The sequence below is a fragment of the Streptomyces gamaensis genome (assembly GCF_042656465.1).
GTDB classification, from domain to species: Bacteria; Actinomycetota; Actinomycetes; order Streptomycetales; family Streptomycetaceae; genus Streptomyces; species Streptomyces gamaensis.
In genome coordinates, this window is the sequence record NZ_JBHSPB010000001.1 from 484,095 (window position 1) to 498,773 (window position 14,679).

The following is a 14,679-nucleotide window of genomic DNA, read 5'->3' on the forward strand; positions in this document are numbered from 1 at the left end:
GGTCTCCCCGTGGGGCGTACGCGCACCGTACGCCCCACTGCCGCAGGCGAGTTGAGCGGGCCGGGCCCGAAGGTCAGCCCAGTGCCTGCGTGAGGTCGGCGAGCAGGTCGTCCGCCGACTCGATACCGACCGAGACGCGCACCAGGTCCGCCGGAACCTCCAACTGCGAGCCCGCCACGGACGCGTGGGTCATACGCCCCGGGTGCTCGATGAGCGACTCCACACCGCCCAGGGACTCGCCCAGCGTGAACAGCCGCGCCCGGTTGCAGACCTCGACGGCCGCCTCCTCGCCGCCGGCGACCCGGAAGGACACCATGCCGCCGAAGGCGCGCATCTGCTTGGCCGCGACCTCGTGGAGCCGGTGCTCGGGCAGCCCCGGGTAGTACACCTGCGTCACCTTCGGGTGGGAGAGCAGGAGTTCGGCGATGCGGGCGGCGTTCGTGCTGTGCCGGTCCATGCGCACCGCGAGGGTCTTGATGCCGCGCAGCGTCAGCCAGGAGTCGAAGGGGCCGGCGACGGCGCCCATCGCGTTCTGGTGGAAGGCGAGTTCCTCGCCCAGGCCCGCGTCGGCGGTGACGAGCGCGCCGCCGACGACGTCCGAGTGACCGCCCATGTACTTGGTCGTGGAGTGCACGACCACGTCCGCGCCCAGCGCCAGCGGCTGCTGGAGATAGGGGCTCGCGAAGGTGTTGTCGACGACCAGCTTCGCGCCCGCCTCGCGCGCGACCGCGGCGACGGCGGCGATGTCGGTGATGCCCAGCAGCGGGTTGGAGGGCGTCTCGACCCAGATCACCTTGGTGCCCGGGCGGACGGCGGCCCTGACGGCGGCCGGGTCGGAGGTGTCGGCCACCGACCACTCCACGCCCCAGCGCGCGACGACCTTCGCGAAGAGCCGGAAGGTGCCGCCGTAGGCGTCGTCCGGGATGACCACGTGGTCGCCGGGGGCCAGCAGCGTACGCAGCAGGCAGTCCTCGGCCGCCAGGCCGGAGGCGAACGCGAGACCCCGCACGCCGCCCTCCAGCGCCGCCAGGTTCTCCTCCAGGGCGGTGCGCGTGGGGTTGGCGCTGCGGCTGTACTCGTAACCGCCCCGCAGACCGCCGACGCCGTCCTGCTTGTAGGTGGACACTTGGTAGATGGGCGGTACGACGGCCCCCGTCAGCGGGTCCGCCTCCTGCCCCGCGTGAATGGCAAGGGTCTCGAAAGCATGCTGATCGCTCATTGTGCCGAGGGTAGTACCCGGTACCCCGGAACAGTCCTGTTCACTTGTCGGTGGTGTGACGTCTGGATGAACGATCCTGCCGTGCCGCCGCCCGCCCCACCGGAACCGTTCTGAAGGAAACCAGGACCTTTCATGGAGTTTCTGCTCGTCCTGCTCGCCGTCGTGATCGTCTGCGGGGTCGTGATCGGCCCCGCGCTGCGCCGCAGGCGCGCCGCGCAGGCCCTGGCCGGCGGCGCTCCCGCCGCCGTCGACCCGGCCGCCGCGCACGGTTTCGTCCCGCCCGGGCAGCTCGACGTGCGCCTGCCCGGCCCCGACCCGCAGCTGCTCGCCGCCGTCGAGGAGGCCCGCCGCACCCAGGACTGGAAGCCCGCCGCCGAACTGCTGGCCCGTACGGACGCCACCAGTGACCCGGAGCTGCGCTGGCAGCGCGTGCAGACCCTGGCCGGGGCCGCCGTGCGCGAGCTCGCCGAGACCCCGGGCACGGGCGGGATGTGGCTGCGGCACTGGCGCGTGGTGGCGCCGAAGGACCCGGGCGGGGCCGCCGTGCAGGCCGAGTTCCTGGTGCAGCAGGCGCTGCGCGACCCGTCCTCGCAGGACTACCGCATGATCCTGGAGGAGGCCCGTACGGTCTGCGACGAGGCGGCCCTGCTCGCGCCCGGCGACCCGGTGCCGTACATCGTGCAGCTGGGCGTGGCGCGCGGCATGGGCGCGAGCGAGGCGGAGTTCCAGTCGGTGTGGGAGACGGTCGTCTCCCGCGCCCCGCACCACATGGGCGCCCACCTGGCCGCCCTGCGCTACTGGAGCGCCAAGTGGCACGGCTCCCAGGAGAAGGCCGACGCCTTCGCGCAGCGCGCGGCCGCCGGGGCCCCCAAGGGCACGCTGCTGCCGGCGCTGCCGCTGTTCGCGGTCCACGACCATCTGCCGGAGGTCACCACGGTCCACGGCCTCTACCGCGGCGTCGTGGTCTCCCAGGCGATCGAGGCCGCCCAGTACGCGGTCGGGCACGCCCCCGCCGACCACCCCGTCCTGCCGCACGTGCGCCACCTGCTCGCGTGGTTCCTGGTACGCGCCGAACGCTTCGGGGAGGCCGTGGAGCAACTGCGCGCCGTGGACGGGCACATCGGCGCCGTCCCCTGGTCCTACGAGGCGGACCCGGTGGCGGCCTACACGACGTACCGGGCGGTGGCGGTGGCGGGCTGGCAGGCGGGGCGCTGACGCCTCTCCCGCCGGCCCGGGAATCCTGCCCCGCCGTCGCGCGTTGTACGGACGCCGTCGTACGCCGCACCCCGCCGCCGCCCGCTCTGGAGCCGAGATGCTGTTCCACCGCCCCGAATCCCGCCTCCCCACCCCCGAGGAAGCCCTGCCGGGCCGCCCCGGGCCGGCCTTCCCCCTCCCCGGGCGCCACACGGTCCTCGGCACCCCCCTGGCCGCCCCCTATCCGCAGGGCCTGGAGATCGCCGACTTCGGCCTGGGCTGCTTCTGGGGAGCGGAGCGCAGGTTCTGGCAGACGGAAGGCGTATGGACGACCCTGGTCGGCTACCAGGGCGGCCTCACCCCCAACCCCACGTACGACGAGGTCTGCAGCGGCCTCACCGGGCACACGGAGGTCGTCCGCGTCGTCTTCGACCCGGCCGTCGTCCCGTACCGCTCTTTGCTGAAGCTCTTCTGGGAGTCCCACAACCCCACCCAGGGCCACCGCCAGGGCAACGACCGCGGCACGCAGTACCGTTCGGCGATCTACACCCACTCCGCGGAGCAGCAGCGGGCGGCGGAGTCCTCGCGCGACGCGTATCAGCCGGTGCTGCGGGGTGCGGGTTACGACGACATCACCACGGAGATCACGGCGGCGGGGCCGTTCTTCCCCGCGGAGGAGTACCACCAGCAGTATCTGGACCGGAATCCGGGCGGGTATTGCGGGATCGGGGGGACGGGCGTCAAGCTGAGTGACCCCTCGGAGGGTGGCTCCTGCCCCACCGGGATTGCTCCGGCCGACGGCTGAGAAGCACCAGTCGGCGGGGCGCCACCGCTCACTCGGGGCTTGATCCCAGCGCCCCAGCCCGGCTTGGGTACGGTCTATGCCGTGTCCGTCGCGCGCGGGTTGGTCACCCGTGGTTGCGCGTGACGGGAGATCGCGCGCGACTAGGGGAGCTGGTACCGGCATGTCGTCTGATGCTGCCCGGGCTTCGGGTGAGGGGTTCACGTCGGCGGGGGCCGCACGGGTCGCGGCGGCGGCGTGCCGTTCGGTCGGCCTCGACGCCGGGGGAGCGGAGCTGATCCGCTTCGGTGAGAATGCGCTGTTCCGGCTGGCTTCCGCCCCGGTCGTCGTCCGGGTCGCACGGTCGGTGGACTACCTTCCAGCGGTCCGCAACGAGGTTGCGGTGTCACGTTGGTTGGCGGGTGAGGGGTTTCCCGCAGCACGTGTCGTGGCCGAACTCGATCAGCCCCTGGTGGCCGACGGGCATCCGGTGACCTTCTGGCACTTCATCCGGGCCGGAGACCGTCAGCCCACCTACGGGGACCTGGGCGTCCTCCTGCGGGACCTGCACACGCTGAAGCTCCCGGCCGGGATGACGCTTCCGCCCTACAACATCTTCGGGCGCACGGACCTGCGGATCGCCCGCGCCAGGGGTGTTCCGGAAGACGACCGCGAGTTCCTGCGTGCGCGAGTGCTGGAACTGCGCAAGCAGGTCACCGAATTGCGCTTCGCGTTGCCCAAGGTGCCTGTGCACGGTGACGCGCATTTCCAGAATCTCATGGTGGACGAGAAGGGCCGTGCGGTCCTCATCGACTTCGAGAAGTTCAGCTTCGACCACCCGGAGTGGGACCTGATGGTCACGGCGGTGGAGCACCACAGCCTGGGCTGGCAGACGCAGGAGCAGTACGCGGACTTCGTACGCGCCTACGGCCGGGATCTGCGTGACTGGCCCGGATTCGCCACGCTGCGTGGGATACAGGAGCTCCACATGACAACATGGCTCATGCAGAACATCTCCGAGAGTGAACGCGTGGCATCTGAATACGCCCGGCGCATCGCCTCCTTGAGGGACAACGACGCGCCTCGGAACTGGCAACCGTGGTGAGGATCATTCCTCGTCCAGCCTGGCAATGGCTTGACGCACATGCTCGTTGAAGGCCACCGCAGCAGGATTGGTGGAGTGCCCGGTGATCTCCCCCTGGAAGTCGCTGACGTAGCGCTGAAAACGGGCCGATTGGAGGGAGTCCCCGGCCTCGACAGCAAGCGTCGCGGTGTCGACGGCGGCTTCCAGCTCACCGTTGATCAGCAGGCTCTGGGCGAGAACCATGCGGCAGAATCCCAGCGTGCGGGCATACTTCGGGTCGGTACTGTCCACCGCGTGCTGCGCGTACCGGACCGCTTCGCATCGCTGCCTGAGGTCACGGAAGCAATGGCAGAACTCCCCCATGAGTTCCGCCGAATCGAAGTAGGAAAGCCACTCCGGGTCCTCGGCGGTATCGGCTCGCTCAAAGTGATGCTCAGCTTCGTTCATCGCCCGGCCGGCACCCCGTGCATCACCTGCATTGGACAGCGCTCGGGCTTCCATGGCCGTAAACATTGACATGGCACGCGGGGTTGCCTGACCCCTGGAACCCTCGATCGCCGCCCGGGCCATTTGCGCGGACTGCACATGATGACCCAAGTAGTTGGCCTGATGGCTCAGATTCGACAGGATGCGCGCGCCGAACGTACGGTCCCCGGTGACTTGCGTCAGCCGAAGTGTTGACGTCAGGTACCGGTGGGCAAGCCGGTGATTCCCGGAGTCGTACGCGGTCCAAGCGAGCAACTGGGCAATCTCCGAAGCGGCGCCGAAGAGGGCAGCTCCCACCTTCTCGCTGTAACTCGCATCGAGCAATGGCAGGACCTCATGGCGGAAGTAGTGGCGGAGTGCTCTGTGACCGTGGCCGCCGCCGAACTGGAAATCCAGCTCCATGAACATCTTGCCTGCGGTGCGGATGGCACGTACATCGCGCATGCCGACGCGTCGACGGTTCGGGAGGTCGGGCCGGACGCCGTCGGGGCGGGATGTCATCCACGACAGGACTGCCGTGCTCAGGTCCCCGTCAGCGACGATCAGACGGCTGCTGCCACACGGCGCTCCCCCGTCCATCGAGCTCAGGCTGTCGAGCTGGGCCAGTGCCTCGTCCGCCGTTCCCGGGTAGTCCACGTGGGTTTGCGCGGCGGCGGATTCAGGCTTCCCGAAGAACCCCAGGTCACCAGGGGTGATGCGCCGTCGCAGCCTGGCGCTGAGCACGTCCGCCATGACTGCGGCCGTCGTCGGCTTGATGCTCGCCCCACTGCGCCACCGCTGGACCGAGACGTGGGTCGTACCGAGGGGTTCGCCCCGGTGCTCCGCGAGGTCCCGCATGCGCTTGGCCAATCCCTTGTTCGAGATTCCGGCCTCGTCCATCAGGGAGATCAACTGTGTATTCGGTGCCCGGTTCATGTTCCCACCACCTGTGGTGACAGCTGGCGTTCATCGTGGCACAGGTCGCCGACAGAGGGGGTTCATTCGTGAACTCCCCTCCTGGTTCCCCGTGTTCACGCGAACCCCCTGGTGAACGCTCCCGCTCCCGCGCTGCTGGCCGTTGACTGTGCAGCACGCGATGCCGGGGCGTCAGCGCTCACGGCAGACTGGAGGGGACCAACAGTGTCTGGACCGAGAGTCAAACACCCCGACAAAACCCTGTACCAGCCTCTACGGCACACGCAGGGTCCCACTCAACCGATCGAGCGCTTCCGTGCGTTGACGCTCAACGCGGACGCTCCGGACACCGTGGCGGTGGCGCGCAACATGGCACGCGACGCGCTCACCGAATGGGACGTGCTGAGTGTCATCGACGACGTGCGACTGGTCGTCTCCGAACTCGTGGGCAACGCGATCAACCACGCTGTCCCGGACTCCCACTTGTGCCAGCCGGGAGCACCCCGGCGTATCGAGGTGGTTCTCCGCAAGTGGCCCAAGTGGCTCTTCGTCGCCGTGTCCGACGAAGACTCCAGTCCGCCCACGCTCCCGTCCCATGACGCGTTCTCGCCCGAGTGGGCCGACGATCTTCCGGAAGCGCTGATGCCGAACCACGGCCGGGGCCTGCTGATCGTGGCCAACCTGACCCAGGCACTGTGGTGGACGCCGAAGGACGACGGCGGGAAGACCGTGTACTGCCGCTTCGACATCGACCCGTTCGAGTGGCTGGTACGCGAACCTCCGGACCACCGCGATTCTGCACCCCTCCCCCGCGATCGGGAGGCACACGGCGGTCCGGACAGCTGGCCGGGGAGTGACCACTCCGACCAGCGGGACGCGGCCCCCCGGCCGCTGGATTCCCCTCCAGCTGGGGGGCCGCGTCCGACACCACGAACGACGCCCGCCGAGGAGGTCCAGCCGTGACGAAGCGAAGGCAGGCGCAGCACTTGAGGCGCAACGATGTTGTGGCCGAAGGCGGCAAGTGGCGCGAGATCAAGGCGGTGCGTCCCGACCAGCGCGGCGGAGGTGACCCCAGGGTGGTGCTGGTTTTCAGGGACGGCCCCGCCCGGCAGGTGAACGCGACGGCCCGCGTCGAGGTTGCGCGCGGCGGGAAGCGGGTGCGGTGATGGGGCGCCGGGTGGTGATGCGGTTCGTCGACTGGGTACTGCGGATGGATGTCTCGGGCACTCTCCCGATCTTCGAGATGCAGTGCACGACGTGCGGCGAGTCGTCCGGAGCGGTGGAGGACCCGGGACCTCCGCAGGAGTGGGCGCTGCAGCACGCGGGGAAGAGGGCGCACACCGGCTTCCGGGGCGTGAACACGACCTACTTCCGGGCGGAGCACGCGGACGAATGCGAGCCGTCACCGTAGACCGGGCGGGGCCGCCGCTCCCAGGACACCCGGTGGCTCTGCTTCTGGACTCCCTCGGTGCGGTCCCTCGCCTGCTACGTGCGGCGACGGGAGAGTGCATCGCATCCAGGAGAGGCGGTGTCCGGCACCGCGTGTGGCCCGCCCGGGTAGGTCGAGGCCGCGCATAACAACCGGAGATGAGGCCGGACCACCCCTGTGCCAGGAAGCTCCGGGGGTGGTCCGGTAGGGGATCAGCGAAGAACCCCGGTGCCGATGGTACCGGGGTTGCCGCCGCGTGCGTGTGCGATCAACCCCGATCGACAGGAGTCAACACAACACTTGCTGAAGGGGATTGGGCAATGCACGAGTCAGACGGCGTGTGGTCCGACGCGGGAGAGTCCGACCCGGACGCGGTGGTGTGGGTGCGTGGGGTGGACTACGCGGCGGGCTGGCGTGCGGCGAAGGACGCGGCGGCGGAGCTGGAGAAGGCACTGACAGCGGCGGGAGTGGACGCGGCCGGCGCCTCGATGTCGGCGGCGACGCGGGCGGACGGGTCCGGGGTGGTGCGGCTGGTGTGGCCGGTGGAGACCGTACGGACCGTGGCGCGCCTGCTGGAGGACGCGGGAGAGCTGAAGCGGGCGGGCTGAGACCGCAACTGGCCACGGTGGGCCGGGCGGACGCCTGGCCACGACGGTGCCGCGCTGAGCGGAGCGCCCACGACGGGCCCGGCCACAGCGCGGCAGCTGCCGCTCCCCCCAAGCCACGGCCGATGGGTGCGGTCTCCTCACGCGGCCGCATCCGTGACGGCGGGAGTACGGCGCCCGGCCTCCCCCGGCCCCGCCTGACGCGGTACCGGACCCGCGCCCCCACCTCTCCCCTCGCTGCCAGCCTCACTGCCTGCACCACGGCGAGAGCGAGAGACGGCAGAACACCCGCCGTGCGGTCCTGGCAGGGCCGCCGGACTCCGGACCTGAGTCGGCAAGGGAGCTCGCCAGGACGGGCGCTGTGCCGTGCCCGGCCGCGCAGCGGTCCGGGGATCACTGCGGGTGGGGCGTGGAGCAGCACGCGGAATCGCTACTGCCGGAGCGCGCGCAGCGTGCTCCGTGCTCGCTTCGGGGGCGGCGTCGTCTTCTGTATGCATGTTGTGGTGCGGGGCGGGGCGGCGCCGACCGGGACCGGCCGCCAGGCCGCAGCCCGGGCGGGCGCCGGGGCCGCCCGGCGCGCCCGTGGGCGCGCCCTTGAGGAAGTAAAGAAGGTTTCGACCGATCGCTCTCATCGGTCCGGCCGGTTCCGCTCAGACGCAGCTCCGCACGACGTAACGATCCTGGCAGCACCTGGAGGTGAACAGGGCTGGGCAACGAAAGCTACGGGAAAACGCCGGGATTCCGAGGGCATGCAACGCGTAACATATAAGGACGAGTGACGACAGCATCTGTCCAAGATGCCAACGCGGCTGACGCCACGTCAGCCCGTGAGAAGAGGCCTTCATGAACGGCCGCGACCCATCGCCCTTCGCATACCTCACGGAGTCGTCCCTTGATCGCCGAATCCGGCATCGAATCCCCGGTCCCGAAGTCCTGGAGCCGCCTTGGCTCCTGACGAAATCCGCCGCCGTGTCGCCAACTCCCGTGCCCGCCAAGGACTACCGCCCGTCATCGATGATCTGGCCGTGATCGAACGCGCAGCGCGGGTCTTCACCCTGGTCCCTGGTGAACCCCGCGCCGCTCGCTCGTCCGTCAGGCGATCCAGTCAAAGATGAACCGGTCCGGATCCCACCTCTTCCCAGGTGCCGGAACCACGTACACAGCCCGGACTGCTGCGGTAACAACCGCTCGCCGCTGGGAATCGTTCATGGCCTCCCAACGACAACGCATGTCCTCATAGCTACCCACGAATCCAAGCAGAACCGCTTTGCGCGACACCTTCGCAAGCTTCGCCCGGTTCCGCTCCAACCGCTGTTGGATGGGCCCACGCGCCACCATCCACTCTTTCCGGGAAATCCTCTTCTCGCCGAATTCGCTGGCCAGTTCCTCCAACTCCTCTTCGTCGGCACGGATCTTCTCGTAGAGTTCACTACCATCGCCGTCCGGCTCTTGGAGCCGCTCCCTCAGGGCGGGCGAGTCGAAGGCGGCCAGCACCATGTCACGGATGTGCTCGTCCGTCCTCGCGGTGTTTGTCGCCGTGCCACCGCACGAATCCGCGCCTGGCGTGTTGGGGCACACGTAGCGCGGAACCCCCGCACGAGGACGACCGACCATGCCCCAACCGCACACCTTCTCCGGCTCTTCGACCGGGTCGATCACCACACCCGCTGAATCTACGGTCGGCTTGCCACATCGGAGGATCCCGGACAGGAGATAGGTACGGTTCTGGCCGTCACCCTTCCTGCGAGCGGGATCGCTCAGCAGAGCCCGTAAGCGATCCGAATCCTCGTAGCTGATGATTCCGGGCCATACAGCGTCGGCAACGATTTCCCCCAGCAGTGGGCGCGTGGTTTCCCACCAGCTACGTGGAGTGTGCTCCCGCCGACCGCTGATCCTGGCCGATGCCAGCATGCGGCGAAGACCACAAGGCTTCCACGGGATGCCAGCCGCAGTGACGATGCCCCGCACTTTCCAGTCCTTGCAGATGCTGGAGAGGCTTTCGCCCGCAAGAGCCCGACGCGCACCCTCCCGAATGGTCTCGGCCTCGTTCTCCCGGATGGTGATCCGGTCGTCCTCGAAGCCGAACGGCCGCTTTCCCCCTCCGGCCACCTTTCCGGCTTCTGCGGCCTGGCGGCGCTGCCTCTTCTGCCGCTCGGCCTTGTGCTCGGCCTCGTGACGCGCCGCAGCTCCGAGCATCCGCGCGATCATACGGCCCGTCGGTGTCGCGAGATCGATCTCGCCAGTTACGGTTGCCAGTTCCAGACCGTTCCGGTCCGCCAGATCGATCACGTCTTCCAGCTCGCGCGGGCTCCTCGTGAGACGGTCGACGTGCCAGCACACCACAGCGTCCACGAGTCCCTCGTCGATGTCCGCCATGAGCTCCTGCCACTTCGGCCGAGGGGCCCCGGAGTACGCGCTCACGTCGTTGTCCGAGTAGACGTCGAAGACTTCCCATCCCTTGCGGGCGCACAGCGCTCGGCAGTCCTCCTCCTGACGCGCGATACCCAACCCGGCTCCACCCCGGTCCTGGCTGATGCGAACGTAGATCGCAGCTCGTCTCGTCGTCATGGGTCACATAGCTACACACTCGTAGGGACGGGGGTTTCTTGTCCGGTGGGGGTGGCTGCGGCGGACGGCTGAGAAGCGTCACGGCGTGACGTAGTCGCCCCACCCGAAGGTCGCGACATAAGCGCGCTTGACGGCCGCCCAGCCCTCGTCGACGAAGCACCGTACGAACGCCAAGCAGAACGTCCTAGCCTCCTGCTGGCTCACCGTGTTCCAGGTACTGCGGGTGACCGTGTTCCCGGGCCGCGATCGCACGCTGCACGCGCCGTGCCAGCCTCGGGATCAGCAACTCGTCGACGGCTTCCGCCGGGTGGAACTCGGCCGCCAGTAGCTCATCCGGGGCCAGCTTGATCGCGGCGTAGTCGTCCGGCTGAAGCTCCCCGCCGTCGAAGACGTACAGCACTTTGTCGCCTTCGCTCTCGATCGGCGCCCAGTCCAGGACCAGCAGGGCGCCGATCGACGGGGTAATGCCCAGTTCCTCCAGGACCTCGCGCCGACACGCGGCAAGCGGCGACTCGCCTGTCTCGACGTATCCGCCGGGGATCTCCCACATGGGCTTGTACGAGGGGCGGACCAACAGCACGTGGCCTTGACTGTTGAAGAACAGGGCTCCTGCTGCCATCCGAGGCCGGGCCATCCGTTTTTCGTGATCGGTCTCCGTCATGGGCCGAGCCTACGTAGTCAGCCTGCTGTGGCCGTATCCGGCTTGTCGCCCGTTGCGGCTTCGCCGGCGTGTGACACTCATGCCTGCGTAGCGACGGGAGGGCGACCCATGCGCGGCATGTCTGAACAACTCACGTTCGGCAAGCGGGTGAAGTTCTACCGGGAGCGGCGAGGGCTGCATCAGTGGCAGCTCGCTGAGCTTCTGAGCCGGTCCGAGGACTGGGTCTACCGTGTCGAAGCGGACAAGATCCCGGTGAACAACGTCCGGATGCTGATGGACTTGGCCGAGGCACTGCGCGTGCACCTGGAAGACCTCCATGGCGCCCCCGTGCTCCTGGCCGACAACGACGGGCACAAGGCCAGCGTCCCGCACATCCGCGCTGCGCTGATGCAGTCACGTCGGCTGTCAGGCTCGTTGTTCGACAACCGGGAGCCCCCTCGCCTTGAGCGCTTGACGGTCGAAGTCGACCACGCATGGGGCCTCTACCAGGCATCGAAGTACGCAGAGCTCGGCGCGGCACTCCCCGGCCTCCTTGCTGATGCCCGCTTGGCAACGCACGCCCACACGAGCGGGGCCGACGGTCATCGAGCTCTGAGGGCCTTCGCCTTGACCATGCACGTCGCTTCGACCTACCTCCGAAAGCTCGGCGAGACGAACCTGGCGTGGATCGCGGTCGACCAAGGGGACATCGCGGCGAGCGAGACGGAAGACCCCGCAGTCGTCCTCGCGCTGCGGCGCGCTGTCGCTCACGTCCAGCTCGGCGCGAGCCTTCCGGAAGAGGCGGTCCGCGTCACGCTGGACGCTGCGGACGATCTGGCGCCGGACTGGTGGAAGTCGTCGCCGGTGGCGTTGTCCGTCTACGGAACGCTGCACCTCAACGGCGCCATGGCAGCCTCCCGGATGAAGGTCCAGGATCGCGCCCTCACGGACGAGATGCTGAACAAGGCCGAGCGCGCGGCGGAACGGCTGGGCGGCGACGGCAACGAGATGTGGACCTCGTTCGGCCCTTCCAACGTGGGTATCCATCGTTTGGCGACGGCGCTGGAGTTCGGTGACGTCCAAACGGCCGTGGACATAGCGCCGACCGTGCGGGCGGTCGGTCTGCCCGTCGAACGGCGGGCCCGTCTACGGCTCGACGTGGCACGCGCGTACGGTGAAGCTGGACGCACAGACGCTGCTGTGGACAACCTCATGCGGGCGTTCAAGGTGGCCCCGGAGCAGATGCGGGCGCACGAGTTTGCGCGGGACCTCGCCCGGAGACTGTACAAGCGCACCCGGCGGCGGGACGTCCAAGAGCTGGCGATCAAGCTCGGGGTTGTCAAGTAGCCGGAGCCCATCAACTGCCGCTACAGACCCGGAATTTTCTTCCGGGTCCGCCCGTCCCACGGGGCCTAGCTTCACTCCTCCAAGCTCCCCAAAAGCCGGAGGAACACGGTGGAACCCTTACGGATCCAACAGCCCGTGAGAGTTGCGTCCGGCGACGTGCAGGCCGAAGACGTCGAGCGCTTCCGGGCGTTGACGCTCTACGCCGAGTCGCCGGACACGGTCCGGGCCGCGCGCGACATGGCCGGATCCGCCCTCAGGGACTGGGAGTTGCACTCCCTCGTGGACGACGTGCGTGTGGTCGTCTCCGAACTCGTCAGCAACGCCATCGTGCACGCGACCCCCGACCCGCACTTGGCCCGGCCCGGTGCCGCGCGGCGGGTCGACGTCACGCTGTGGAAGGTGCCCCGGTGGCTGTTTCTCGGTGTGGCCGACGAGGACTCCCACCCGCCCATGCTCCCCGCAAGCGACCCGTTCGCTCCGCAGTGGCTGGGCCACGTCCCCGAAGCCGTCCTGCCGGACTCCGGGCGCGGGCTCGCGATCGTCTTCAAGCTCGCCGATGCCCTGTGGTGGACGCGGACGCTCAGCGGCGGCAAGACCGTACGGTGCCGCTTCGACCTGGAGGGCCGCACACCGGGGGAGCAGCCGTAGAGAGCTGGGCTGCTGGTACGCCCCGCCTCCCCTGCGGGACACCGACAGCAGCCCGGGGCCGGAGCCGCCGGCCCTGACGCGGCCCCCTCTCTGGGTGCCCTCCCGTACGAGGGGGCCGCGTTCAACAGCAGTCCGTGAGAGCCCTGGTGCTGGCTCGTGATGGAGAGGGTTTCGGTGATGACCCGCGTGTGGGCGTCGCAGGTGCGGCGCGGAGACAGGGTGTGCGTCCGGGGTGACTGGTGCGAGGTCAAGGACGTGCGTCCGGACCGGCGTGGCCGGGGCAACCCGGTGGTGGTACTGCTCCTGAAGAACGTCGCAGCCCAGCGGATGGACGCGACTGCCCGCGTCGAGGTGGCGCGCGGCGGGAAGCGGGTGTGGTGATGGCGCGCCGGTCGGTGATGCGGTACGTGGACTGGACGCTGAGGGTGGACTACTCGGGCAGTGAGCCGATCTACGAGATCGAGTGCATGACGTGCGGGGAGTCGTCCGCACCGGTGGAGGACCCGGGTCCACCGCAGGACTGGGCGTTGCGGCACGCCGGTAAGACGGCACACACCGGCTTTCGCGGCCTGAACACGACCTTCTTCCGGGCGGAGCACGCGGACGAATGCGAGCCGTCCCCGTAGACCGGGGAGGGACAGCCGCTCCCGGAAGCCGGTGTTTCTGGGTCAGCCGCGGAGCAGTGAGGCGTGGATGCGGGCAATGGCACGCAGCACTTCGTCGCGGTTCTTGGCTTGTTGCATCCATGCGGGAAGGCGGGCCACTACGGTCATCTTCCGGCCGTGGTCGTGCCAGGGAATTCCTTCACGCAGTGGCGCCTGTACGAACCGTCGGATCAGGTCCAGGTGTTCCAGGTTGTAGCCCCACACCCACCCGTGCCGGGTCTCCGTCTGCAACCGCAGGCGGAGACCGAAGTACGGTTCTGTGGCCGGCTCATACGGGTTCCGATGGAAGGCTACACAGCCGCGAGGCCATTCCCTCACCGTCCCGCAGTTCCGGCAGATGAGACGCCTTGGCACGAAGAGACCCTGCTCCTGCGCGCCAGTCGGGTTCGGGCCCGCCACAACATGCGCGACCTTGTCGCAGCCGGGACAGCCGGGCGCCGAGAACTCGACGAACAGGGCCTTCTTCGGCTCACCCGCCAGGTCCCATCCGTGCGCCCAGCGCCGGGTTCACAACGGCAAGGTGCTGACGGCCGCCTCCCACGGGTAAGCGTCCGGATCGCTCCGACGTGGCTCGTGGGGAACGAACCCGTCCTCCCCGAGAAGCACGGTCACGCCCGCCTCCCGCAGGGTCGCGACGCTGCGTGCAACGGCCGGGTGCCTGCCCTGGGCTTCGTTCCAGTGCGGCAGGGCGACGATCGGCAGGCCCAGTCCGATGCCCTCGGTGATCAGGCCCAGGGCGAGTGTGTCGGAGATGCCCGCTGCCCATTTGTTGAGGGTGTTCGACGTGAGCGGGGCGACGAGCATCGCGTCGGGTGCGGGCAGCACGTCGGGCTGGGAGGGCAGTTTGTACTGCCAGCGGACCGGATGCCCGGTCAGTGCTTCCAGAGCCTCGATCGCACCGTGGGTGTCTTCCCGCGCCCAGCGGTGGGCGGACGGAGTGAGGATCGCGCATACGTCCCAACCGGCCTTCTGCGCAAGGCGGATGGGCACGTCGAGGCAGCGGGCGGGTGGAGCAGCGCAGGCGATGAGGTACAAGGTCCGTGTCGTGGTCACGCGGGCAGTCCACAGCGTCGGGCCAGGGCGCACAAGCGGGCACCAGCCGGCGTCATGGTGACCCGA

Annotated in this window: 17 protein-coding genes; 11 read left to right on the plus strand and 6 right to left on the minus strand. The window is 69.0% G+C overall.

Annotated features, from left to right (window positions below):
* Nucleotides 1-73: 73 nt before the first annotated feature.
* A complete protein-coding gene (locus ACFP1Z_RS02140; protein WP_390313968.1) occupies nucleotides 74-1,219 on the minus strand; it encodes a cystathionine gamma-synthase in 1,146 nt (381 codons plus the stop codon).
* A gap of 132 nt (nucleotides 1,220-1,351) precedes the next feature.
* Here ACFP1Z_RS02140 and ACFP1Z_RS02145 point away from each other — a divergent pair, with 132 nt between their 5' ends.
* The 3 genes from ACFP1Z_RS02145 (at nucleotide 1,352) to ACFP1Z_RS02155 (ending at nucleotide 4,299) form a co-directional block, all read left to right on the plus strand.
* Nucleotides 1,352-2,434 carry a hypothetical protein gene (locus tag ACFP1Z_RS02145; RefSeq protein WP_390313969.1) on the plus strand — a complete coding sequence of 361 codons (1,083 nt, stop codon included), beginning with the start codon at nucleotides 1,352-1,354 and terminating at the stop codon, nucleotides 2,432-2,434.
* A 97-nt stretch (nucleotides 2,435-2,531) separates the two neighbouring features.
* Nucleotides 2,532-3,218, plus strand: coding sequence for a peptide-methionine (S)-S-oxide reductase MsrA (gene msrA / locus ACFP1Z_RS02150; RefSeq protein WP_390313970.1), 687 nt, complete (start codon nucleotides 2,532-2,534; stop codon nucleotides 3,216-3,218).
* Nucleotides 3,219-3,378: 160 nt separating this feature from the next.
* Nucleotides 3,379-4,299, plus strand: coding sequence for a phosphotransferase family protein (locus ACFP1Z_RS02155; RefSeq protein WP_390314096.1), 921 nt, complete (start codon nucleotides 3,379-3,381; stop codon nucleotides 4,297-4,299).
* Nucleotides 4,300-4,302: 3 nt separating this feature from the next.
* Here the strand turns inward: ACFP1Z_RS02155 and ACFP1Z_RS02160 are convergent, their stop codons facing one another.
* Nucleotides 4,303-5,679: a tetratricopeptide repeat protein gene (locus ACFP1Z_RS02160; protein WP_390313971.1), complete on the minus strand. Its 1,377-nt coding sequence runs from the start codon at nucleotides 5,677-5,679 to the stop codon at nucleotides 4,303-4,305.
* 204 nt (nucleotides 5,680-5,883) lie between these two features.
* Here ACFP1Z_RS02160 and ACFP1Z_RS02165 point away from each other — a divergent pair, with 204 nt between their 5' ends.
* The 4 genes from ACFP1Z_RS02165 to ACFP1Z_RS02180 all read left to right on the plus strand — a co-directional run bounded on the left by ACFP1Z_RS02165 (nucleotide 5,884) and on the right by ACFP1Z_RS02180 (nucleotide 7,695).
* A complete protein-coding gene (locus ACFP1Z_RS02165) occupies nucleotides 5,884-6,621 on the plus strand; it encodes an ATP-binding protein (protein WP_390313972.1) in 738 nt (245 codons plus the stop codon).
* Nucleotides 6,618-6,824 carry a hypothetical protein gene (locus tag ACFP1Z_RS02170; RefSeq protein ID WP_390313973.1) on the plus strand — a complete coding sequence of 69 codons (207 nt, stop codon included), beginning with the start codon at nucleotides 6,618-6,620 and terminating at the stop codon, nucleotides 6,822-6,824. Before ACFP1Z_RS02165 ends, ACFP1Z_RS02170 begins: the two co-directional genes overlap by 4 nt.
* Nucleotides 6,824-7,069, plus strand: coding sequence for a DUF7848 domain-containing protein (locus tag ACFP1Z_RS02175; RefSeq protein WP_390313974.1), 246 nt, complete (start codon nucleotides 6,824-6,826; stop codon nucleotides 7,067-7,069). Before ACFP1Z_RS02170 ends, ACFP1Z_RS02175 begins: the two co-directional genes overlap by 1 nt.
* Nucleotides 7,070-7,407: 338 nt before the next feature.
* Entirely contained in the window at nucleotides 7,408-7,695 is a 288-nt protein-coding gene (locus ACFP1Z_RS02180; RefSeq protein ID WP_390313975.1) for a hypothetical protein, read from the plus strand.
* 1,089 nt (nucleotides 7,696-8,784) lie between these two features.
* On the opposite strand, the gene ACFP1Z_RS02185 is transcribed toward ACFP1Z_RS02180, so the two are convergent.
* Complete coding sequence (locus tag ACFP1Z_RS02185) at nucleotides 8,785-10,260, minus strand: recombinase family protein (RefSeq protein WP_390313976.1); 1,476 nt, start codon at nucleotides 10,258-10,260, stop codon at nucleotides 8,785-8,787.
* 184 nt (nucleotides 10,261-10,444) lie between these two features.
* On the minus strand, nucleotides 10,445-10,921 hold the full coding sequence (locus ACFP1Z_RS02190) for an NUDIX domain-containing protein (RefSeq protein WP_390313977.1): 477 nt from the start codon (nucleotides 10,919-10,921) through the stop codon (nucleotides 10,445-10,447).
* 108 nt (nucleotides 10,922-11,029) lie between these two features.
* Between ACFP1Z_RS02190 and ACFP1Z_RS02195 the strand changes: the two genes are divergently transcribed.
* From ACFP1Z_RS02195 to ACFP1Z_RS02210, 4 genes are all read left to right on the plus strand, one after another.
* Nucleotides 11,030-12,247 carry a helix-turn-helix domain-containing protein gene (locus tag ACFP1Z_RS02195; protein ID WP_390313978.1) on the plus strand — a complete coding sequence of 406 codons (1,218 nt, stop codon included), beginning with the start codon at nucleotides 11,030-11,032 and terminating at the stop codon, nucleotides 12,245-12,247.
* A gap of 135 nt (nucleotides 12,248-12,382) precedes the next feature.
* Nucleotides 12,383-12,895 carry an ATP-binding protein gene (locus ACFP1Z_RS02200; protein ID WP_390313979.1) on the plus strand — a complete coding sequence of 171 codons (513 nt, stop codon included), beginning with the start codon at nucleotides 12,383-12,385 and terminating at the stop codon, nucleotides 12,893-12,895.
* Nucleotides 12,896-13,072: 177 nt separating this feature from the next.
* Nucleotides 13,073-13,276, plus strand: coding sequence for a hypothetical protein (locus tag ACFP1Z_RS02205; protein WP_390313980.1), 204 nt, complete (start codon nucleotides 13,073-13,075; stop codon nucleotides 13,274-13,276).
* On the plus strand, nucleotides 13,276-13,521 hold the full coding sequence (locus tag ACFP1Z_RS02210; RefSeq protein ID WP_390313981.1) for a DUF7848 domain-containing protein: 246 nt from the start codon (nucleotides 13,276-13,278) through the stop codon (nucleotides 13,519-13,521). The genes ACFP1Z_RS02205 and ACFP1Z_RS02210 overlap by 1 nt, the downstream gene beginning before the upstream one ends.
* Nucleotides 13,522-13,563: 42 nt before the next feature.
* On the opposite strand, the gene ACFP1Z_RS02215 is transcribed toward ACFP1Z_RS02210, so the two are convergent.
* Together ACFP1Z_RS02215 and ACFP1Z_RS02220 are read right to left on the minus strand one after the other, a co-directional pair.
* Nucleotides 13,564-13,791, minus strand: coding sequence for a hypothetical protein (locus tag ACFP1Z_RS02215; RefSeq protein ID WP_390313982.1), 228 nt, complete (start codon nucleotides 13,789-13,791; stop codon nucleotides 13,564-13,566).
* Between the two features lie 276 nt (nucleotides 13,792-14,067).
* Complete coding sequence (locus ACFP1Z_RS02220) at nucleotides 14,068-14,613, minus strand: flavoprotein (RefSeq protein WP_390313983.1); 546 nt, start codon at nucleotides 14,611-14,613, stop codon at nucleotides 14,068-14,070.
* Nucleotides 14,614-14,679: the final 66 nt, after the last annotated feature.